A 20,382-nucleotide genomic window follows, 5' to 3' on the forward strand; every position below is an offset into this window, starting at 1 on the left:
TCAGACCTGCAGGATGCGCCGACGACGGCCCAGCCGCACGACCGACCCGGCGACGCCGAAGCCGACGATCATCATCCCCCAGTTGGCCGGTTCGGGCACGGCGGCGGACACCAGGCGAAGTTGCGCGCGCAGCTCCCCTGATTCGGCGGTCTTCTTCCGGGTCCAGAACTCCTCGACCGGATTGCCGTCGTGGATGAGGCCGGTGATGTCGAGGGCGTAGTACTTGTCGCCGATCTTCACCAGCTCGGACCGGTTCAGGACCTTGGCGCAGCCGCTCAGGTTGATCTTGTCCTGCGAGCGCAAGCCGTCGGCGCAGACGTCCCCGAGGGTGTCGTTCGGCGTTTCCCAGCGGGCAAGCGCATACGAAACCGACGGCTGGGGGCCATAGCGAGCGGGCGTCTCCGGTGTGAATGGCGCGTCGGCGGCGGCAGGCGCGGGGGCCGACCGCATCGCCGCGATGTCGTTGAACGGTGTCGTGGCGGCGGCGGATGTAGGGGATGCAACAGCGCCGAGCGACAGCATGGCTGTCGCGGCGAGCCCAACGGAGCACGCCTTCATCTGAACCTCATGGACCCGAGCTTACGCCACGCCATACCCGGCGGAGCTTAAACAATCGGTAACGACGTTACGCGGAGTTTACAAGCTGGAATAGAGATTTTCCGGAAATCATCCCAGTAAAAGCTCGGCCGTATGATCTGGGCGCCTAGGGCGCCTATGCAGTATTCGGGCTCAAAGCGCCCGTTGCGCAGAGATGAGTCGCACGCTGGCGGACGCCTTGGCGAGCCATCGCCCGTCGCCGTCCATGAGCCGGGCCTCCACGAAGCCGACGGTCTTGCCCAACTGCACGACCTGGCCCTCGCCGTAGATCGGCCCGACCTGCGCCGGCGCCAGGTAGCTGACGTTCATGTCGATCGTTGCGGTGTAGAGCGCGCCGTCCGTGTGGGTGAAGACGGCCGGGCCCATGGTGTCGTCCAGCATCGCCGCCAGGAAGCCGCCCTGAATGGCGCCGGCCGGGTTGCGGAACTCGGGCCTGGCGTGGAAGCCGACACGGACCCATCCCTCCTCAGGCCGCGCGTCGAGCAGTTTCCAGCCGAGCAGTTCGGCGCAGGGCGGGGCGGGCAGGCGGTCGAGGGCGGTCGCTACGGTCATCATGGGCTCCAATACGGCCGACAGCATGTCGCCGGCCTGCGGCCAACGTGCTGTCAGCATCGCGAGCGGCTTGACAGGACTCCCGGCGGGGGGCACGCGCCGAGGATGCGTATTGCTTTCCTCGCGGCCGCCGCCGCCACCCTGTTTTCCGCCACCGCCGTCCAGGCCGCCGACCTCGCAACCACCGCCGCCGACCTGCGCGACAAGGCGCTCATCGACCGCACCGCCTGGGACGTGACCGAGTCGCTCACCACCGAGGTCGGCGCCCGGCCGCAGGGTTCGGCGGGCATGGACCGCGCCCGCGACTGGGGCGTGGCCAAGCTCAAGGCCCTGGGTTTCGAGAACGTCCACGTGGAGACGTTCGAGGCCGAATCCTGGCTGCGTGGGGCGGAGGCGGCTGAGGTCACGGCGCCGTTCCCGCAGAAGCTGCAGATCCTGGGCCTGGGGCGCTCCTCGCCGACCCCGACGGGCGGGCTGGAGGCCGAGATCGCGCTCTTCCGGACCTACGACGAGATGCTGGCCCAGCCCGTCGGCGCGCTGAAGGGCAAGATCGCGGTCGTCACCGAACCGATGCGCCGCACCCAGGACATCAAGGGCTATGCAGGCGCGGTCCGTGCGCGCTCGGGCGGTGTCGAGGCGGCCAGGCGCGGGGCGGTCGCCTATCTGGTGCGTTCGATCTCGACCGACGACACGCGGCTGCCGCACGGCGGCGGAGCGGCGATCTCGGGCGTCCCGATGGCCGCGCTGTCGCCGCCGGACGCCGAACTGCTGGAGCGGATGGTCGCCCGCGGCAAGCCGGTGCGCGTGAAGCTGGCCATGGCCTCGACCTACCGCGCCAAGGCGCCGGCCTACAACGTGGTCGGCGAGATCAGGGGCCGCGAGAAGCCTGAAGAGGTGATCGTCATCGGCGGCCACCTCGATTCGTGGGATGCGGGCACGGGCGCCGTCGACGACGCCGCCGGCATCGGCGTCACCACCGCGGCGGCGAAGCTGATCGCCGACCTGCCGCAGCGGCCGCGCCGCACGATCCGCGTGGTCATGTGGGGCGCCGAGGAGCAGGGCGGCTCCGGCGCCGCCTATGCCGAGGCCCACAAGGACGAGGTTCCGAACCTGATCGTCGCCGGCGAGAGCGACCTGGGCGCCGGCGAGATCTTCAACGCCAAGCTTCCCGCCGGCAGCCTCGGCCATCCGGCCATGAAGGCCTTCGCCGCCGCGGTCGCGCCGCTGAAGGTGATCATCTCTCGCGAGCCGGCGGTGGACGGCGGTTCGGACGTGGCGGGCCTCAAGCGCCTGGGAACCCCGGTCGTGGAGCTCCAGCAGGACGCCGGCCGCTACTTCGACCTGCACCATTCGGCCGACGACACCCTCGACAAGGTCGACCCGAAGGAGCTCGCCCAGAACGTGGCCGTCTGGGCCGCCTTCGTCTACACCGTGGCGGACAGCGATATCGACTTCCGCCAGACTGCGAGCGTGAGCCAGTGAGCCTTCCCCTTTCCGGACATCACGTCGCCCTGCTGCTGGGCGGCCTCTCCTCGGAACGCGAGGTCAGCCTTTCCTCGGGCAAGGAGTGCGGGGCCGCGCTGGAGCGGCTGGGCGCCAAGGTCACCTATGTCGACGCCGGCCGCGATCTGGCCCAGGTGCTGACCGCCCTCAAGCCCGACGTCTGCTTCAACGCCCTGCACGGCGAGTGGGGCGAGGACGGCTGCGTCCAGGGCATCCTGGAGACGCTGAGGATCCCCTACACCCACTCCGGCGTGCTGGCCTCGGCCCTGGCGATGGACAAGGCCAAGGCCAAGGCGGTGATGGCCGCGGCGGGCGTCGCCGTGCCGGGCGGCGGCCTCTTCAACCGCCATGTGGCGGCGGCCGATCACGTGATGGCGCCGCCCTATGTGATCAAGCCGAACGCCGAGGGATCGTCTGTCGGGGTCTTCATCGTCCGCGAGGGCGCGAATCGCCCGCCCCAGGAGCTGAGCTCGCCCGACTGGACCTTCGGCGAGGAGGTGATGATCGAGCCCTATGTGCGCGGCAAGGAACTGGCCGTGGCGGTCATGGACGGCAAGGCGATCACCGTCACCGACATCATCCCGCAGACCGAATTTTACGATTACGAAGCCAAGTACGCGGAGGGCGGTTCTGTGCACGTCCTGCCGGCCGAAATGCCCGCCCATGCCTTTGAAAAGGCGTTGGAATTGGCCGAGAAGGCGCATGCCGCCCTTGGTTGCCGAGGCGTTACCCGCTCCGACCTTCGTTATGACGACATTAACGACATTCTGGTCCTTCTGGAGGTCAACACCCAGCCCGGCATGACGCCCACCTCGCTCGTCCCCGAGCAGGCGGCTCAGCAGGGGGTGGATTTCGACCGTCTAGTGCTTTGGATCACGGAGGATGCGTATGCCCGCGGCAGTGCGGGGGGAGTCGCGAGCGCCAGCGAAGCCCCGGGCTAAAACGCCCGCAAACTCGAAGTCCGCCTCCCGCGCGAGAAAGCCGGGGGCGTCGTATTCGCCCGCCAAGTTGGGCGCCGCCCGCGGCGTGGGGCTCTCGCCCTGGCACGCCCTGGTCGCGGCCGCCGGCGTGGTGACGATCGCGCTCACCGTGACCATGGCGACCGGCCATCGCGGCGAGCGGCTGGGCGCCTCGGCCGGCTCGGCGGTGGGCGGCCTGTTCGGTTTCAAGCTGAAGGCCATCCACGTCGAGGGCGCCTCGCAGATGGCGACGCCCGACATCCTGCGCGCCGCTGGCGTCTATCGGGACGAGCCCGTGCTGGGCATGGACCTGGAGGCGATCCGCCAGCGCGTCGAGGCCGTGGGCTGGGTCAAGGAGGCGCGGGTCGTGCGCCTGCTGCCCGACACCCTGGTGCTGGCCGTGGTCGAGCGCCGGCAACTGGCCGTCTGGCAGAACGGCGGCCGCAGCCATGTGATCGATGAGACGGGCGCCGTGATCCCGGAGGCCGATCCGGGCCGTTTCCCGACCCTGCCGCTGATCGTGGGCGCGGGCGCCAACGAGGCGGCGTCGGCGATCCTGCCGGAGGTGGCGGCGCGGCCGCGCCTGGCCGAGCGGACCGAGGCGCTGGTGCGCGTCGACGGCCGCCGCTGGGACCTGAGGATGAAGGACGGATCGCTGGTGCAACTGCCGGCGGTCGATGAGGGCGCGGCCCTGATCCAGCTCGAACAGCTCGATCAGCGCTCGCGCATTCTGGAACTGGGCTTCGAGCGGATCGACCTGCGCGATCCGACCGTGGTGGCCGTGCGCCCGCGCGACGGCGTGCTGCCGGGCCAACTGGTCGCCAACGGCGCGTGAGACTGAAGGAAGGACGTAAGACTTGTCGACCCGGGTTGAGGAACGCAAGGAAAGCCGCGAGGGCCTGAAGGCCGCGCTGAGCCGCCAGCCGGTGGTGGCCGCCGTGGATCTGGGCGCGTCCAAGGTCACCTGCTTCATCATGAAGCCCGACGGCGTGCGCCGCGGCGACCGCACCCTGACCGCCGCGGGCGTGGGCTATGTCCAGTCGCGCGGCGTGCGCGGCGGCGCGATCATCAACCTCGACGAGGCGTCCGACGCCATCGCCCAGGCCGTGGAGCGGGCCGAGAACGTCGCCGGCGTCCAGGTCCAGGGCGTGACCGTCGCCACCGCCGGCGGCCAGTTGACCAGCCACCGCATCGCCGGCCGCGTCTCGCTCGGCGCCCGGCCGATCTCGGACGGCGATCTCGTCCGCGCCATCCAGCAGGCCCTCTCGCAGATCAAGATTCCCGGCCGCCGCGCCGCCCACATCCTGCCGGTCGCCTGGAGCGTCGACGGCCAGGCCGCCATCCGCGACCCGCGCGCCATGTTCGGCCGCGCCCTGGGCGTGGAGCTGCTGGTCGTGACCGTCAGCGAGGCCGTCTACCAGACGCTTGGAGCCTGCGTCGAGCGCGCGCACCTGCAGTTCGAGGGCGTCGTCGCCGCGCCCTTCGCCTCGGCGCTCGCCGCGCTGGAAGAGGACGAGATGGACCTGGGCGCGGTCTGCATCGACATGGGCGGCGGCTCGACCTCGGCGGCGGTGTTCGCCGGCGGCAGCCTGATCCACGTCGAGACCCTGCCGGTCGGCGGCAGCCATGTCACCGCCGACATCGCCCGGGGCCTGTCCACCTCCGTGGCCGGGGCAGAGCGAATCAAGACCCTGCACGGCTCGGCCATCGCCTCGGCCAACGAGGACCGCGAGATGATCGAGGCCCCGCCGCGCGGCGACGATCCGGGCGCGGGCCCGGTCATCGCCCCGCGCTCGCTGCTCAAGGGCATCATCGCCCCGCGCGTCGAAGAGACGCTGGAGCTCCTGCGCGACCGCCTGAAGGCGTCCGGCGCGCCCGTCGAGGCGGGGGCGGGGCTGGTCCTCACCGGCGGCGCCAGCCAGTTGGCCGGCGTGCGCGAAGTCGCCGTGCGGGTGTTCGACCGCCCGGTCCGCCTGGGCCGTCCGCGCCGGGTGCCGCACCTGGCCGACGCCGCGTCCGGTCCGGCCTTCTGCGCGGCTGCGGGCGTGCTGCAGCGCGCGGCGTTCGGCCCCCGCGAGGCGGTCTCGTCCAAGACCCTGGCCAGCGCCAAGCTGCGCCGCGAGCCGCTCGACCCGAAGGCCAATCCGGTCGCCAAGGCCGCCGCCTGGCTGCGCGAGAACCTCTAGGGCGGCGCGTTTCAAGCTTCGCCATGAGGGTGAATCAGGTGTTCCGCATGCTCGCTCAGGGTGCAAAACCCTGTTCATTGAGCGTCTTAGCGCCTGGGGCTCGCTAGCCGCGCCAGCTCGCCCTTCCAGGGGCCGCGTGGTTAACGCTCAAGCCTTACACAGCAAGAAATTTTGTTGTGGATCCGCCTTCACGGGCCTCCGACTCGCCTTATGCAGTTAACCGCCAATTAACGATGGTGGGCGCTTCCTTAACGCCAGCCGTCGCGGGAACCGGGCGGGCGGGTCGCCTTCAGTTCCCTTGACCACGGTACGGAGGACACAGGGTCCCAATGGCTATCGCACTTTCCGCGCCGCGCGCGACCGAACTGAAGCCGCGGATCGTTGTGTTCGGCGTCGGGGGCGCCGGGGGCAACGCGGTTAACAACATGATCGAGGCCCACCTCGAGGGCGTCGAATTCGTCGTCGCCAACACCGACGCCCAGCAACTGGCCTTCGCCAAGACCGATCGCAGGATCCAGCTCGGCGTCCAGGTGACCCAGGGCCTCGGCGCCGGGGCGCATCCGGAAGTCGGGATGAGCGCGGCCGAGGAATCGATCCCGGAGATCGGCGAGCACCTCGACGGCGCCCACATGATCTTCATCACCGCCGGCATGGGCGGCGGCACCGGCACGGGCGCCGCGCCGATCATCGCCAAGTGCGCGCGCGAGCGCGGCATCCTGACGGTGGGCGTGGTGACCAAGCCCTTCCACTTCGAGGGCCGCCACCGCATGCGCCTGGCCGACGCCGGCATCGGCGAGTTGCAGCGCTATGTCGACACCCTGATCGTCATTCCGAACCAGAACCTGTTCCGGGTCGCCAACGAGCGGACCACCTTCGCCGAAGCCTTCGGCATGGCCGACCAGGTCCTGCACTCGGGCGTGCGCTCGATCACCGACCTGATGGTGCTGCCGGGCCTGATCAACCTCGACTTCGCCGACGTCCGCACGGTCATGACCGAGATGGGCAAGGCGATGATGGGCACCGGCGAGGCGACCGGCGAAGACCGCGCCCTGATGGCCGCCCAGAACGCCATCGCCAACCCGCTGCTGGACGAAGTCTCGCTGAAGGGCGCCAAGGCCGTGCTGGTCAACGTGACCGGCGGCCTGGACATGACCCTGCTGGAAGTCGATGAGGCCGCCAACGCCATCTCCGAACAGGTCGACGCCGAGGCCAACATCATCTTCGGCGCGGCCTTCGACCCGACGCTGGACGGCATGATCCGCGTGTCGGTCGTGGCGACCGGCATGGACGGCGCCTCCATGGCCGCCATCGAGCCGAAGGTGGAGCGCAAACCGCTCGCCGCCCCGCCGCTGCGCGCCGAGACCACGCGTCCGGCCCCGGTGACCGAGCCGGTGATGCGCGCGACGCCCAGCTATGAGCGCCCGGCGCCGCCGAGCTTCGCCGACCGCCCCGCGCCGCGTTACCCGGAGCCGGCCGCCTACGTGCCGCCGACCGCGCCGGCCCCCGTGGCCGCCGCGCCTGCGCCGACCCCGGCGCCTGAGCCGGTCAAGGCGGTGTTCGAGGAAGAAGAGCAGGGCGACCTCTACAGCGCTCCGGCTCCTGCGCCGGCCCCGGTGGTCGCCGCGGCGCCCGAGCCGCAGATCACCCGTCCGATGACCAAGATCGTCGATCCGTCGGTCGAGGAGTTCGAGGAAGAGCCGCTGTTCGCCGAGCCGACCTACGAGGAGCGCCGCCCGCAACGGGGCGGGTTCCTCAGCCTCTTCGGCAGCCGCCCGCGCTACGAGCAGCCCGCTCCGCAGCCGACCCGCCAGCAGGCGCCGGTCAGCCGCGGCGGCGCCCTGCCGGCCGAGCAGCCGGCTCAGGAAGCCCAGCTCGACAATCAGGAAGACCTGGAGATCCCGTCCTTCCTGCGCCGCCTGGCGAACTGAGGCCGAGCAAGAACAAGGTGGAACGGCCGGGCTCCTCGCCCGGCCGTTTTGCATTTCAGCTCCGCGAGATCGCCCAGGTCGGGCCCAGGAACCGCAGGCCAAGCTTGGCGGCGACGCGCTACAGACGGGCGCGAACCAGGTGTCAACGGCGCCTGCGCAGATCACTGAGGCCGCCGCCGCTTCCCCTTGAATCGCAAGACTTTCTTAACTGTCCCAAATCGAAACATTGCGAAACAGGAAGTGTTTTGCTGCGGCGCGGCATAGCCCTTACCAGACAGGTGGGGCGTAGTGCGGTTCACCGGATCGCACGCCCGAACGAGGAAGGCGGCGAGTTTTGCGCGCACAAGAGTTTCAGCACACCCTGCAAGGACCGGCGATCTTCGCCGGCGTCGGCGTCCACACGGGCGCCTATACGCGAGTGGCTGTTCGACCTGCGCCGACCAACGCCGGCGTCGTCTTCGTGCGCACCGACGTGACCGACCGTGACAACCGCGTGCCGGTGTCCGGCGAAGCCGTCACCAAGACCCAGCTCGGCACGGTGATCGAGAACGCCGCCGGCGTCAGCGTGTCGACCATCGAGCACCTGATGGCCGCCCTGGTCATGCTGGGGATCGACAACGCCGTGGTCGAGCTCGACGGCCCCGAAATGCCGATCATGGACGGCTCGTCGCTGCCGTTCGTCCAGATCCTGGATCGCGCCGGCCGCCGTCCGCAGGATGCGCTGCGCAGCTATATCGAGATCCTCGAGCCGATCGAGTTCGTCGACGGCGACAAGCGCGCCGCCCTGAAGCCGTCCGACGCGTTCGAGGTGGCCTTCGAGATTCGCTTCCCGTCGGCCGCCATCGGCCGTCAGGCCGTCGACCTGATCATGGACGAGCAGGCGTTCCGCACCGAACTGGCCGACTGCCGCACCTTCGGCTTCCTGCATGAGGTCGAGTACCTGCGCAGCATCGGCCTGGCCCGCGGCGGCTCGATGGAGAACGCCGTGGTCATCGAGGGCGACCGCATCCTCAATCCGGAAGGCCTGCGCCGTCCGGACGAATTCGTGCGCCACAAGGCGCTCGACGCCATCGGCGACCTCTATGTCCTGGGCGCGCCGATCCTGGGCCGCTTCGAGGGCGTGCTGGCCGGTCACGGCCTGAACAACCAACTGGTTCGCGCCCTGCTGGCCGCGCCGCAATCGTGGCGCTACCGGACCCTGGCGCCGGAACTGGCTCAGGCGGTCTAGCGAATTCTCCGACTTCGCTTGCGGTTGGGCATGGCCGCGGCAGGCGCTGGGCTATCCGGGCGAGGTCGTAGGCGGAGCCTGGCTGGGCCGTTCTGAGCGTTGTCCCGGTGCTTTGGGCGGCGCCCGCGCCCGTCGCATGGACGGTGACGGCCGTCTCCTGACGACAACGGCGCAGGGCAAGATCCATCAATACGCTCCGCCGCATTTGCGCCCTGCATTCCATGCTGTAGAAGCGGGGACTCGCGGCGCGGGGGCGCGCGTCGATCCTTTTGAGGTGAAGGTGTCCTTGCTTCGCAATTCCCGGACTCGCACGGCTCTCGTCGTCGGCTGCGCCGCGCTCGCCCTGGCGGCCTGCGCGGGCAAAGAGAAGAAGCCCCGTCTGGCCTATGAAGAGCGCCCGGTGGAGCTGCTCTACGCCACGGGCGCCGATCGTCTGGATCGCGGCCTGTGGAATCAGGCCGTCCAGTACTTCGGCGAGGTCGAGCGCCAGCATCCCTATTCGGAGTGGTCGCGCCGCGCGATCCTGATGACCGCCTACGCGCACTATCAGGGCAACGACTACGCCGAGGCCATCGGCGACGCCGACCGCTTCATCTCGCTCTATCCGGGCAATCCGGCCGCCGCCTACGCCCATTATCTGAAGGCCATCTGCTATTTCGAGCAGATCGTCGACGTGGGCCGCGACCAGGCCGCGACCGGCCAGGCCCTGGCCAACCTGACCGAGATCGTTCAGCGCTATCCCCGCACCGAATATGCGGCCGACGCCCGCCTGAAGATCGACATGGTCAACGACCAACTGGCCGGCAAGGAAATGACCATCGGCCGCTGGTACCTGCGTCAGGGCGACACCCTGGCCGCCATCGGCCGCTTCAAGACCGTCGTCGAGCGCTACCAGACCACCAGCCACACGCCCGAGGCGCTCTACCGCCTGGTCGAGGCCTATCTGACCCTGGGCCTGGCCGAGGAGGCCAAGCGCAACGGCGCGGTGCTGGGCTACAACTACCCGGGCGACGTCTGGTATCGCGACGCCTACAAGCTGCTGACCGACCGTGGCCTGCGCCCGGCGGTGGAGCCCTCGCAGTCCAAGAAGCCCAGCCTCGTCTCGCGCCTGCCGTTCGTGAAGGACAAGGAAGCTACGATCAAGCCGCCGACCGGCGAAGCGCCGGCCGCGCCGGCTCCGGAAGCGACCCCGGTGAGCGAGGCCGAGCCGGCCCCCGCGGCGAGCGCTCCGGTCGCGGAACCGGCGCCGTCCGTGGCCAAGGCCGAGCCGCGCCGCGGCCTGCTTTCGCGCCTCCCGGGCCTGGGTGGCGACAAATAGAACCTAAAGCGAACTTAAGCGTCTTCCGAAGCGCCTGATTCCGAGCGATCTTGCCGACATGCTGATCGGACTTTGGATCCGCGACGTGGTGCTGATCGAGGCCCTGGACTTGTCCATCGGCCCGGGCCTCACGGCGCTGACAGGTGAAACAGGCGCGGGCAAGTCGATCATCCTCGACAGCCTCGGCCTGGCCGTCGGCGCGCGCGCCGACGCCGGCCTCGTGCGCCAGGGCTCGGCCCAGGCCGCGGTGTCCGCCGTCTTCGCGCCGCCCCCCGGGCATCCGGTATGGGACGTGCTTGAGGAGAAGGGCATCTCCTACGACCGCAGCGAGGACCTCGTCCTGCGCCGCACGCTGAGCGCCGACGGCCGCAGCCGCGCCTTCGTCAACGACCAGGCGACCAGCGCCACGGTCCTGCGCGAGCTCGGCGAGATCCTGCTCGAGGTCCATGGCCAGCACGAGACCGTCGGCCTGCTGGACGCGCGCACCCATCGCCCGCTGCTGGATTCCTACGGCTCGCTCGGCCCGCTGGCGACCGCCGTGTCGCGCGCCTGGGCCGACTGGCGGGCCGCGCGCGCCCGGGCCGAGGAGCTGCGCGAGATCGTCGCCCGCTCGGCGGCCGAATCCGAGGAGCTGACCCTGCGCCTCGCCGAACTGGACCGTCTGGATCCGCGCGAAGGCGAAGAGCCGGCCCTGGCCGAGGAACGCGCCATCCTGGGCGCCGCCGAGAAGGCGCTCAGCGACATCTCCGAAGCGCGCCAGGCCTTCGAGGGGCTCGGCCCGCGCATGGCTCAGGCCGTTCGCGCCATCGAGCACGCCCGCAGCCGCGCCGTCGCCGCCGGCGCGGCGGAGGATTCGCCGGCGGTCGCGCGGCTGACCGCCGCCAGCAACGCCGTCGACCGGGTGTTCAGCGAGGCCCAGGAAGCCGAGGCCGCCGTCGACGCCGCGGCCGACGCCTTCGACTTCCGGCCCGATCAACTGGAGAAGACCGAGGAACGGCTGTTCGAGCTGCGCGGCATGGCCCGCAAGCTCCAGGTCAGCGTCGAGGAACTGCCGATCCTGCGCGTCCGCTTCGCCGAACGGCTGCAGGCCATGGAGTCCTCGGAAGACGACCTGAAGGCGGCGGAGACGGCGGTCGCCGCCGCGCGGGCAAGCTATCTGGAGCATGCGGCGAAGCTCAGCGACGCGCGGCGCGCGGCGGGGGAGCGCCTGGCTCAGGCGGTGATGGCCGAGCTTGGTCCGCTCAAGCTCGACAAGGCCCGTTTCCGGGTCGCCGTGGAGCCGCTGGGCGAGGATCGCGCCGGGCCGACCGGCCTCGACCGCGTGGCGTTCGAGATCGCGACCAACCCCGGCGCGCCGTTCGGCGACCTGGGAGCCATCGCGTCGGGCGGCGAACTGGCCCGTTTCGCCCTGGCGCTGAAGGCGTCGCTGGCGGGCCGCGCCGAGGGGCCGCAGCCGCTGATGATCTTCGACGAGGTCGACCAGGGGGTCGGCGGGGCCGTGGCCGACGCGGTGGGCCTGCGCCTCAAGCGCCTGGCCGCCGACGCCCAGGTGCTGGTCGTCACCCACAGCCCGCAGGTCGCCGCCCGCGCCGAGGCGCACTGGCGCATCTCCAAGGCCGGCGACGCCGAGCGCATCCGCACCGCCGTGGAAACCCTCTCGCTTCCCGACCGCGAGGAAGAGATCGCCCGCATGCTGGCCGGCGCCCAGATCACCGACGCCGCCCGCGCCGCGGCCAGGGCGCTGATGGATGCCTGAAGTTCGGAAGCCGCCGGCTGCGCCCCTCCGTCCATCTCGCCTGAGGCGATCCACCTCCCCCAGGAGGGGAGGATTTGAAGCATGAAACCCGTATCTGACCTGACCGAAGCCGAGGCCGTCGAGGAACTGACCCGGCTCGCCGACGAGATCGCGCGCCACGACATCGCCTATCATCAGCAGGACGCGCCGGTCATCTCCGACGCCGAGTACGACGAGCTCAAGCGGCGCAACGCCGAGCTCGAGGCGGCCTTTCCGCACCTGATCCGCGAAAACTCGCCGTCCACCCGGGTCGGGGCGACGCGGGCCGAGCAGTTCTCGCCGGTCGAGCATGGCGTGCCGATGCTCAGCCTCGACAACGCCTTCTCCAACACCGACGCCCTGGAGTTCGACGCCCGCATCCGCCGGTTCCTGCGGCTCTCGGGATCGGAGGAGGTCGCCTATACGGCCGAGCCGAAGATCGACGGGCTGTCGGCTTCGCTGCGCTACGAGAAGGGCGTCTTCGTCCAGGGCGCGACGCGGGGCGACGGCCGGGTCGGCGAGGACGTCACCGAGAACCTGCGCACCATCGCCGACATCCCCAAGCGCCTGGCCGGCGAGGGCTGGCCCGAGGTCATCGAGATCCGCGGCGAGGTCTATCTGGGGCACGAGGAGTTCGCGGCCCTCAACGCCGCCAACGAGGCCGCGGGCCTGAAGACCTACGCCAATCCCCGCAACTCAGCGGCCGGGTCGCTGCGCCAGATCGATCCGAAGATCACGGCGACGCGGCCGCTGAAGTTCTTCGCCTATGCCTGGGGCCTGCTGAGCGAGCCCTTCGCCCAGACCCAATGGGAGGCGCTGGCCAGGCTGAAGGCCTGGGGCTTCAAGACCACGCCCGAGAGCCGGCGGGTGATCAGCGGCCAGGGCCTGCTCGACGCCTATGCCGACATGGAGGCCGTGCGGCCCAAGCTCGGCTACGACATCGACGGCGTGGTCTACAAGGTCGACCGCCTGGACTGGCAGCAGCGCCTGGGCTTCATCACCCGCACGCCGCGCTGGGCCATCGCCCGAAAGTTTCCGGCCCAGCAGGCGCGCACCATTCTCGAGGCCATCGACATCCAGGTCGGCCGCACCGGCGCGGTGACGCCGGTCGCGCGCCTGCATCCGGTGACGGTCGGCGGAGTCGTGGTCGTCAACGCCACCTTGCACAACGCCGACGAGATCGCCCGCAAGGACGTGCGGATCGGCGACACCGTGATCCTGCAGCGGGCCGGCGACGTGATCCCGCAGATCCTTGGCTATGTGCCCGAGGAGCGGCCCGCAGGCGCCGTCCCCTATGCGTTTCCGACCCATTGCCCCTGTCCGCTGCAGACGCCGCTGGTCAAGGAGACCACCGCCTCGGGCGCCGAGACCGTGGTGCGCCGCTGCTCGGGCGAGTTCGCCTGTCCGTTCCAGCGGATCGAGCACCTGCGCCACTTCGTGTCGCGCCGCGCCTACGACATCGAGGGGCTGGGCGAGAAGCAACTGACCGCCTTCTTCGAGCGCGGCTGGGTCAAGGAGCCGGCCGACATCTTCCGGCTGGCCAGGGACGAGGAAAAGCTCGCCGAACTGCGCGCCACCGACGGCTATGGCGAGACCTCGATCAACAACCTGGTCGCCGCCGTCAACGCCAAGCGGCGGATCCCGCTGGACCGCTTTATCTTCGGCCTGGGCGTGCGGCATGTCGGCGAGACCACCTCGCTGGCCCTGGCCCGCCACTTCGAGACCTACGACCACTTCGTCCAGACCGCGCAGGCGGCGGCGGGCCAGGTCGGCGGCGAGAACTATGCCGCCCTGGTGGATCTCGACGGCCTCGGGCCGACCGCCGTGCGGGCGCTGCTGGACTTCGGCGCGGCGCAGCAGGCGCTGCTGCTGCCCGAGGAGGCCTCGCTCGACAAGCGCCTGCAACTGGCCGTGCCGAAGCTGAATTCCCGCGCCCGCGCCGCCCTGATCGAGCGGTTCGGCGACTGGGACACGATCGTGCGGGTGGCGCGGGAGGCCTCCCAGGAGGAGCCGGGCGAGGAGTTCCGCGAGCTTTCCGGCGTCGACGCGGTCGGCCCGGTGGCGGCGCGGATGATCGCCCAGTTCTTCGCCGAGCCGCACAACCGCGAGAAGGTCGAGACGCTACGCGCCCAGCTCGACGAGGTGATCCCCGCCGAGCGGCCGAAGACCGACACCGCCGTCGCCGGCAAGACCATCGTCTTCACCGGCGCCCTGGAAAAGATGACCCGCGACGAGGCCAAGGCCCAGGCCGAGGGGCTGGGGGCCAAGGTCTCCGGCTCGGTGTCGAAGAAGACCGACCTGGTGGTGGCCGGGCCGGGCGCCGGCTCCAAGCTCAAGACGGCGACCGATCTCGGGATCCAGGTGATGACCGAGGACGAATGGCTGGCCCTGGTGGGCGGCGGCTAGCGGCGTACTTGCCCCCGGGGGCGTTCAATGCCCACCCTTGGGGCCCGGCAGAAGGAGGATCGGCGTGGCGTCCCATTGGCTCGTGAAGTCCGAACCCGACACCTATTCCTACGACGATCTGGCGCGTGACGGCCGGACCACCTGGGACGGCGTGCGCAACTTCGCCGCCGCCTCGCACCTGAAGTCGATGAAGGTCGGAGATCAGGTGTTCTTCTACCACTCCCAGCAGGGCAAGGACGTGGTGGCGATCGCCCAGGTCGCCAAGGAGGCGTTCCCCGACGCCAGCGATCCGACCGGCAAGTTCGTGGCCGTGGAACTGACGCCGGTGCGCCGTCTGAAGCAGCCCGTGACGCTCGCGGACATGAAGGCCAACCCGGCGCTGGCCGACATGGCCATGCTGCGCCAGGGCCGGCTCTCGGTCTCGCCGGTCAGCGACGCCGAATGGGCGGCGATCCTGAAGATGGCCGGGGAGTAGGCAAGGGGCCCGGAAAGCGCGCGGCGCTTGTCCGGGATCCATGAACGCCAGGGATGGGCTCAGAGCGGCGCGCAGGCCGCCTCCAGCCAGGCGCGAACCTCCGGCTGCTCCAGCCGCGGGCCGACGACCGCCAGCACCCGCGCGTGATAGGCGTCCATCTGGGCGCGCTCCTGCGGGGTCAACATCTCCACCACGATCAGCCGGCGATCCATCGGGGCCAGGGTCAGGGTCTCGAAGCCCAGCATTTCGCGCTCGCCGCCCGGGATCGGGGCCGGTTCAGTGACGTACTGCAGGTTCTCGATGCGGATGCCGTAGGCGCCTTCCTTGTAGTAGCCGGGCTCGTTCGAGACGATCATGCCGGGCCGCAGCGCCACGAAGTTCGGCAGCTTGGAGATCCGCTGCGGGCCTTCGTGCACGCCCAGGTACGATCCGACCCCGTGGCCGGTGCCGTGGTCGTAGTCGAGGCCGCAGTTCCACAGCGGCGCGCGGGCCAGGGCGTCGAGGGCCGAGCCGGTGGTTCCGGCCGGGAAGCGGATCGCCGCCAGCGCCAGGTGGCCCTTCAGCACCAGGGTGAAGCGCTCGCGCATCTCCTGGCTGGGCTCGCTGATGGCGACGGTGCGGGTGATGTCGGTGGTGCCGTCCAGGTACTGGGCGCCGGAATCGACCAGCAGCAGCGAGCCCTTCTCGGCCTGCTTGTTCAGCCGCGTGGTCGGCCGGTAGTGGACGATGGCGCCGTTCGAGGCCGCGCCGGCGATGGTGTCGAACGACAGGTCCTTCAGCGCCCCGGTGTCCTGGCGGAAGCCCTCCAGGCGGGTGACGACCTCCACCTCGTCGATGGTGCGGCTCTGGCCCTCGGTGGCGACCCAGTGCAGGAAGCGGGTGACGGCGACGCCGTCGCGGGCATGGGCTTCCCGCGCGCCGGCGATCTCGACCGGGTTCTTGCAGGCGCGGGGCAAGGCGCAGGGGTCTTCGCCGCGCACGACCTCGGCGCCGGCCTTGAGCAAGGTGTCGAAGTACCAGGCCGAGGACTGGCCGGGATCGACCAGCACACGCCGGCCCTTCAGGTCGGCCAGGGCGGCGGGCAGCTCTTCCGGCGTCTCCAGCGCCACCTCGTTGCCCAGCCAGGCGCGCAGCTCGGGCGAGACCTTCACCGGGTCGAGGAACAGTCGCGCCGAGCCGTCCTTGTTGAGGATCGCCTGGCCCAGCGGCAGGGGCGAGCGGATGACGTCGCCGCCGCGGACATTGAACAGCCAGGCGATGGACGAGGGCGCGGTCAGCACGGTGGCGTCGGCGTTCTTGCCGGCCAGGGCCTGGCCGATGCGGGCGCGCTTGGCCGCGGACTCCTCGCCCGAATATTCCAGCGGATGGGGCGTGACCGGCGCGGTCGGCTGCGCCGGGCGCGCGGCGCCCCAGGCTTCGTCCAGCGGATTGGCGGCGACGGGCTTCAGCGCCGCGCCGGCCTTGGCGGCGGCGGCCTTCAGCCGCTCCAGCGTATCGGGCGAATGCAGGCGCGGGTCATAGCCGATCAGTTGCCCCTTGGCCGTGGCGGTTTCGAGATAGGCGGGCACGCCGCCCTCGACCAGGTCGCGGATCTCGAACACCTCGGCGTCCACTTGATCCCGGACCTGCAGGGTGTAGCGGCCGTCCACGAAGATCGCCGCCTTGTCGGCCAGGATCACCGCGGCCCCGGCCGAGCCGGTGAAGCCGGTCGCCCAGCCCAGGCGGTCGTTCGCCTCGGGCAGGTACTCGTTCTGGTGCTCGTCCTCGTGCGGGACCAGGAAGCCGTCCAGGCCCTGGGCCTTCATGGCCGCGCGGATCAGGGGGACGTGCTTGGGGCCGAAGGACGGATCGGTGGTTTCATCGAAGGTCTGACGCATGCCGGGAACTTAGTCCCGCCGCCGGCCCCGCGCCACCCGCGACGAGGCTGACGGCTGCAGGCCGGGTCTTCTTCGGCCAGACGCCGCTCAAAGAATTTACCCGGATATAATTGACTCCAAGGTCAGGCCACGCCATTTGACCGCCCATGGACAAGAGCACCCGCCGCGAGGCCATCCGCCAGTACAAGGAACGCAAGGTCCCGGTGGGGATCTTCGCCCTGCGCTGCCTGGCGTCCGGCCAGGCCTGGGTCGGCGCCTCGCGCAACCTCGACGGCCAGCGCAACTCCTCGCTGTTCGGCCTGCGGCTGGGGAGCCATCGCAACAAGGACATGCAGGCAGCCTGGAACGCCGCTGGCGGCGAGTCTGGGTTCGAGTTCGTGATCCTCGAGCAGCTCGAGGACGAGGACCTTGGCCCGATCGGGCGCGACACCTGGCTGAAGGAACGCGAACGGCATTGGCGCGCGGCGCTGGACGCGCGTTCGGCGATCTAGACGCCCGGCGCGGTGTTCGCCATAACGTCGCTATGCGTCACGCGCGCCCCCTGCCGAATTCGTCCGGTCCCTTCGGGGCCGTGCGTCTTCGCGTGGGCTGAGCGCCTGCCTTAAGACCCACGTCGACCCCGCCGCCAGGGGTCGAGAATGACGCGATCGAGCCCCTGCCGACGGCCAAGCCTCGGAGAGAGTTCGAATGACCAAAGACCCCAAGCCCTGGTTCCCCATACGCACCGAACGGCTGCTGCTGCGCGAGTTCCGCGACAGCGACCTCGGCGACGTCCACGTCTACGCGACGGACGAGCAGACCGTCCGCTACATGGACTGGGGGCCGAACACCCCCGAAGAGACCCGGAAGTTCCTGGACGATCGCCTCGCCGAGCAGCAGGCGTGGCCGCGCAACGACATCAGCTTGGCCGTCGAACTGGCGGAGGCGGACAAGGTCATCGGCGCCATTCGTATCGGCCTGGGACCGCATGACGACGCCGACTTCGGCTACAGCTACGGCAGCCCGTACTGGCGGCGGGGCTTCGGCTACGAGGCGGCCCGCGCCCTGGTCGCCACGGCCTTCGAGGTGATCGGCCTGCACCGGGTCTGGGCGACCTGCGATACGCGCAACCGCGGCTCGTTCGCCATCATGGAGAAGCTGGGCATGCGGCGCGAGGGGACGCTGCGCGAGCACCTGCCGGCGCGCGGCGGCGGCTGGCGCGATACCCACATCTACGGCCTGCTGGCCGATGAGTGGGCCGCCAGGGCGCCCTAGGCGCGGCGCAGGACCAGCGTGGCCCAGGCGTCGCGGTGGATGCGGCGGTGCAGGCGGAAGCCCTTCGACAGGTAGGCCGCCAGCACCCGCCGCTCCTGCGTGCGCAGCAGGCCCGACAGGATCGCGAAGCCGCCGGGCTTCAGCGCGGTCTTGATGTCCTGCGACAGCGCCACCAGCGGCGGCGCCAGGATGTTGGCGAACACCAGGTCGTAGGGCGCCGACTGGCTGACCAGCCGGTGACCCAGGCCCGAGGCGTGGACGAACCGCGCCTTGGCCTTGTTCAGCACGGCGTTTTCCTTGGAGATCCGCACCGACGGCGCGTCGATGTCGGTGCCGACGGCGGTCTTGCTGCCGGTCCGGGCCGCGGCGATGGCCAGCACGCCGGTGCCCGCGCCGACGTCCAGCACCTTTTCGAAGCGGCGCGCCTTGATCAGTTCGTCATAGGCGAACAGGCAGCCCACCGTGGTGCCATGGTGGCCGGTGCCGAAGGCCGCGCCGGCCTCGATGCGCAGGTTGACGGTGTTGGTCGGGGCGCGGCCCTTGTCGTGGGCGCCGAACACGAAGAAGCGCCCCGCGCGCACCGGCGGCAGGCCCGACAGCGCCATGGCCAGCCAGTCGGCGTCGGCCAGCTTCTCGACCGCGGTCTTCATCTTGGGGAACTCGGCCAGCGCCGCGACCAGGCCGTCGGCCTCTTCCGAGGTCGTCGGGAAGGCGTCGATGCGCCAGACGTCGTGATCCTCGTCCTCTTCCAGGATGGAATAGGTCGCCCCTTCCAGCAGCGGATTGGCGTCGATCGCCTCGGCGGCGGCTTCGGCGACGGCGCGCGGGCCGCGGGAGATGATCTGAACAGCGTCTTGGCTCATGCGCGCCCTTTAGAGCCAAGGCGGCCGAAAGGCGAGGGGGCATGGCGCGCCCGTGTTTTCACTTCCGTCGCCTGGCGTGCCATCATGGCGGTCCCAGTGACGAGGTTTCGCCCATGAGCAAGTACGCCCCTCTCTCCGATCACCTCGCCGAGCGCGTCGACGATCAGTGGCGCGCCAGCTTCGCCGAGATCGAGATGGTGCTGGGCGCGTCCCTGCCCAAGGCGGCCCGCCAGCCGGCCTGGTGGATCGGGACGGACAAGAGCCACCAGAAGTCCTGGCTGGACCATGGCTGGCGCGTGTCGGCGGTCGGCGAGGGCATGGTGTCGTTCAAGCGGACCGTCGCCCACGAGGTCCAGCCGCCGGCCCTGAAGGCGGCCTCGGAAACCGCCTCGGCCCAGGTCCATGTCCGTCAGGCGGCAGGCGTCGCGGCCCTGGTCGGCGGCGCGATCGCGCTCGTGGCCGGTCTGGGCGTGCTGGCGGCCAAGGTGATCGGAGCCCGCAAGTCGGTCTGACCCGCCGACGCCGCGGCGCCGGCGGGTCGCCTGATCCTATGCGCCGATGCGCGCGCGCGCCGTGACCTCGCCGATCAGATCGACGACCGGCCCCCACAGCGGCTTGGGCAGGTTGTGGCCCATGCCCGGAATCAGATGCAGCGTGGCGCCCGGAATGGTCGCGGCGGTGTCCTCGCCGCCCTCCTTGCGCACAAGCGGGTCGTCCTCGCCGTGGATCACGATGGTCGGGGCGGTGATGGTCGCCAGGGCGGCGCGCCGGTCGCCGCTGGCCACGATCGCCGCCATCTGCCGCGAGACGCCGACCGGATAGAAGGCGCGCTCATAGTCCGCCCGCAACTGCGCCCGCTGTTCGGCGGGCTCGACCGGATAGCCGGGGCTGCCGATCACCTTGGCGCTGGCCATGCCGTAGTCGAGGAAGGCCTCGATGTCGGCCTTGGGATCGGGGGCGACGCCGGTCAGGCGCTGGGAGGCTTCCGGCGTGGCGGGCGGCACCGCCGGGTTGCCGGTGGTCGACATGATCGAGGTCAGCGACAGCACCCGCCCCGGATGCTCGGCGGCGACCGTCTGGGCGATCATGCCGCCCATCGAGGCGCCGACCACGTGCGCCTTCCGGATTCCCAGCGCGTCCAGCAGCCCCACCGCGTCCGCCGCCATGTCGGCCAGCAGATAGGCGGCGTTCGGCTTCTCGCCCTTCAGCAGCGCTCCATAGATCGCCGGCATGTCCGCGGGGCCGGCCTCGTCGAACCTGTGCGAGAGGCCGCAGTCGCGGTTGTCGAAGGCGACCACGTGATGGCCGCGCGCGGTCAGCAGCTCGATGAACCCCAGCGGCCAGCGCGTCATCTGCGCGCCCAAGCCCATGATCAGCAGGATCGGCTCGCCGCTCTCGGGGCCGTGGGCCTCATAGTACAGCGAAATCCCGTTGGCGGTGATCGTCGGCATGAAGCCCTCCC

The 20,382-nt window shown here is 70.5% G+C and carries 17 protein-coding genes and 1 pseudogene; 13 read left to right on the top strand and 5 right to left on the bottom strand.

Going from position 1 to position 20,382, the window contains the following annotated elements; genetic code table 11:
- Window positions 1-522: a PEPxxWA-CTERM sorting domain-containing protein gene (locus RTL41_RS07780; RefSeq protein ID WP_312163025.1), complete on the bottom strand. Its 522-nt coding sequence runs from the start codon at window positions 520-522 to the stop codon at window positions 1-3.
- Between the two features lie 207 nt (window positions 523-729).
- Window positions 730-1,149 carry a PaaI family thioesterase gene (locus RTL41_RS07785; RefSeq protein WP_312163026.1) on the bottom strand — a complete coding sequence of 140 codons (420 nt, stop codon included), beginning with the start codon at window positions 1,147-1,149 and terminating at the stop codon, window positions 730-732.
- A 105-nt stretch (window positions 1,150-1,254) separates the two neighbouring features.
- On the opposite strand from RTL41_RS07785, the gene RTL41_RS07790 reads away from it, so the two are divergent.
- The 10 genes and pseudogenes from RTL41_RS07790 to RTL41_RS07835 all read left to right on the top strand — a co-directional run bounded on the left by RTL41_RS07790 (window position 1,255) and on the right by RTL41_RS07835 (window position 14,926).
- The gene (locus RTL41_RS07790) at window positions 1,255-2,631 is read left to right on the top strand and encodes a M20/M25/M40 family metallo-hydrolase (protein WP_312163027.1); all 1,377 of its coding nucleotides are present in this window, start codon (window positions 1,255-1,257) and stop codon (window positions 2,629-2,631) included.
- Window positions 2,628-3,593 carry a D-alanine--D-alanine ligase gene (locus tag RTL41_RS07795; RefSeq protein ID WP_312163029.1) on the top strand — a complete coding sequence of 322 codons (966 nt, stop codon included), beginning with the start codon at window positions 2,628-2,630 and terminating at the stop codon, window positions 3,591-3,593. Before RTL41_RS07790 ends, RTL41_RS07795 begins: the two co-directional genes overlap by 4 nt.
- Window positions 3,541-4,446, top strand: a complete 906-nt coding sequence (locus tag RTL41_RS07800; protein ID WP_409418316.1) for a cell division protein FtsQ/DivIB — start codon at window positions 3,541-3,543, stop codon at window positions 4,444-4,446. The genes RTL41_RS07795 and RTL41_RS07800 overlap by 53 nt, the downstream gene beginning before the upstream one ends.
- Window positions 4,447-4,585: 139 nt before the next feature.
- Entirely contained in the window at window positions 4,586-5,797 is a 1,212-nt protein-coding gene (gene ftsA / locus RTL41_RS07805) for a cell division protein FtsA (protein WP_409418319.1), read from the top strand.
- Window positions 5,798-6,126: 329 nt separating this feature from the next.
- The gene (ftsZ, locus tag RTL41_RS07810; RefSeq protein ID WP_312163032.1) at window positions 6,127-7,725 is read left to right on the top strand and encodes a cell division protein FtsZ; all 1,599 of its coding nucleotides are present in this window, start codon (window positions 6,127-6,129) and stop codon (window positions 7,723-7,725) included.
- Between the two features lie 334 nt (window positions 7,726-8,059).
- Window positions 8,060-8,953: a UDP-3-O-acyl-N-acetylglucosamine deacetylase gene (lpxC, locus tag RTL41_RS07815; RefSeq protein ID WP_312163033.1), complete on the top strand. Its 894-nt coding sequence runs from the start codon at window positions 8,060-8,062 to the stop codon at window positions 8,951-8,953.
- A gap of 274 nt (window positions 8,954-9,227) precedes the next feature.
- Window positions 9,228-10,121 (top strand): annotated as a pseudogene (locus RTL41_RS07820) (outer membrane protein assembly factor BamD); the annotation flags it as partial.
- 208 nt (window positions 10,122-10,329) lie between these two features.
- A complete protein-coding gene (gene recN / locus RTL41_RS07825) occupies window positions 10,330-12,027 on the top strand; it encodes a DNA repair protein RecN (protein ID WP_312163034.1) in 1,698 nt (565 codons plus the stop codon).
- Between the two features lie 81 nt (window positions 12,028-12,108).
- On the top strand, window positions 12,109-14,451 hold the full coding sequence (gene ligA / locus RTL41_RS07830; protein WP_312163036.1) for an NAD-dependent DNA ligase LigA: 2,343 nt from the start codon (window positions 12,109-12,111) through the stop codon (window positions 14,449-14,451).
- Between the two features lie 64 nt (window positions 14,452-14,515).
- Window positions 14,516-14,926, top strand: coding sequence for an EVE domain-containing protein (locus RTL41_RS07835; protein WP_312163039.1), 411 nt, complete (start codon window positions 14,516-14,518; stop codon window positions 14,924-14,926).
- Window positions 14,927-14,985: 59 nt separating this feature from the next.
- Here RTL41_RS07835 and RTL41_RS07840 read toward each other — a convergent pair whose 3' ends face one another.
- Window positions 14,986-16,803, bottom strand: coding sequence for an aminopeptidase P family protein (locus RTL41_RS07840; protein WP_312163041.1), 1,818 nt, complete (start codon window positions 16,801-16,803; stop codon window positions 14,986-14,988).
- A 146-nt stretch (window positions 16,804-16,949) separates the two neighbouring features.
- Between RTL41_RS07840 and RTL41_RS07845 the strand changes: the two genes are divergently transcribed.
- Window positions 16,950-17,294 (top strand): GIY-YIG nuclease family protein, encoded by a 345-nt coding sequence (locus RTL41_RS07845; RefSeq protein ID WP_312163042.1) that lies wholly within the window; start codon window positions 16,950-16,952, stop codon window positions 17,292-17,294.
- Window positions 17,295-17,490: 196 nt separating this feature from the next.
- A complete protein-coding gene (locus tag RTL41_RS07850) occupies window positions 17,491-18,057 on the top strand; it encodes a GNAT family protein (protein ID WP_312163043.1) in 567 nt (188 codons plus the stop codon).
- Here RTL41_RS07850 and RTL41_RS07855 read toward each other — a convergent pair.
- Window positions 18,054-18,920 (bottom strand): 50S ribosomal protein L11 methyltransferase, encoded by an 867-nt coding sequence (locus RTL41_RS07855; protein WP_312163046.1) that lies wholly within the window; start codon window positions 18,918-18,920, stop codon window positions 18,054-18,056. The genes RTL41_RS07850 and RTL41_RS07855 overlap by 4 nt on opposite strands.
- Before the next feature lie 113 nt (window positions 18,921-19,033).
- On the opposite strand from RTL41_RS07855, the gene RTL41_RS07860 reads away from it, so the two are divergent.
- Window positions 19,034-19,432 (top strand): hypothetical protein, encoded by a 399-nt coding sequence (locus tag RTL41_RS07860; RefSeq protein ID WP_312163048.1) that lies wholly within the window; start codon window positions 19,034-19,036, stop codon window positions 19,430-19,432.
- Window positions 19,433-19,468: 36 nt separating this feature from the next.
- On the opposite strand, the gene RTL41_RS07865 is transcribed toward RTL41_RS07860, so the two are convergent.
- Window positions 19,469-20,371, bottom strand: coding sequence for an alpha/beta hydrolase (locus tag RTL41_RS07865; RefSeq protein WP_312163049.1), 903 nt, complete (start codon window positions 20,369-20,371; stop codon window positions 19,469-19,471).
- Window positions 20,372-20,382: the final 11 nt, after the last annotated feature.

Source organism: Phenylobacterium sp., assembly GCF_031984885.1.
Lineage (GTDB): Bacteria > Pseudomonadota > Alphaproteobacteria > Caulobacterales > Caulobacteraceae > Phenylobacterium.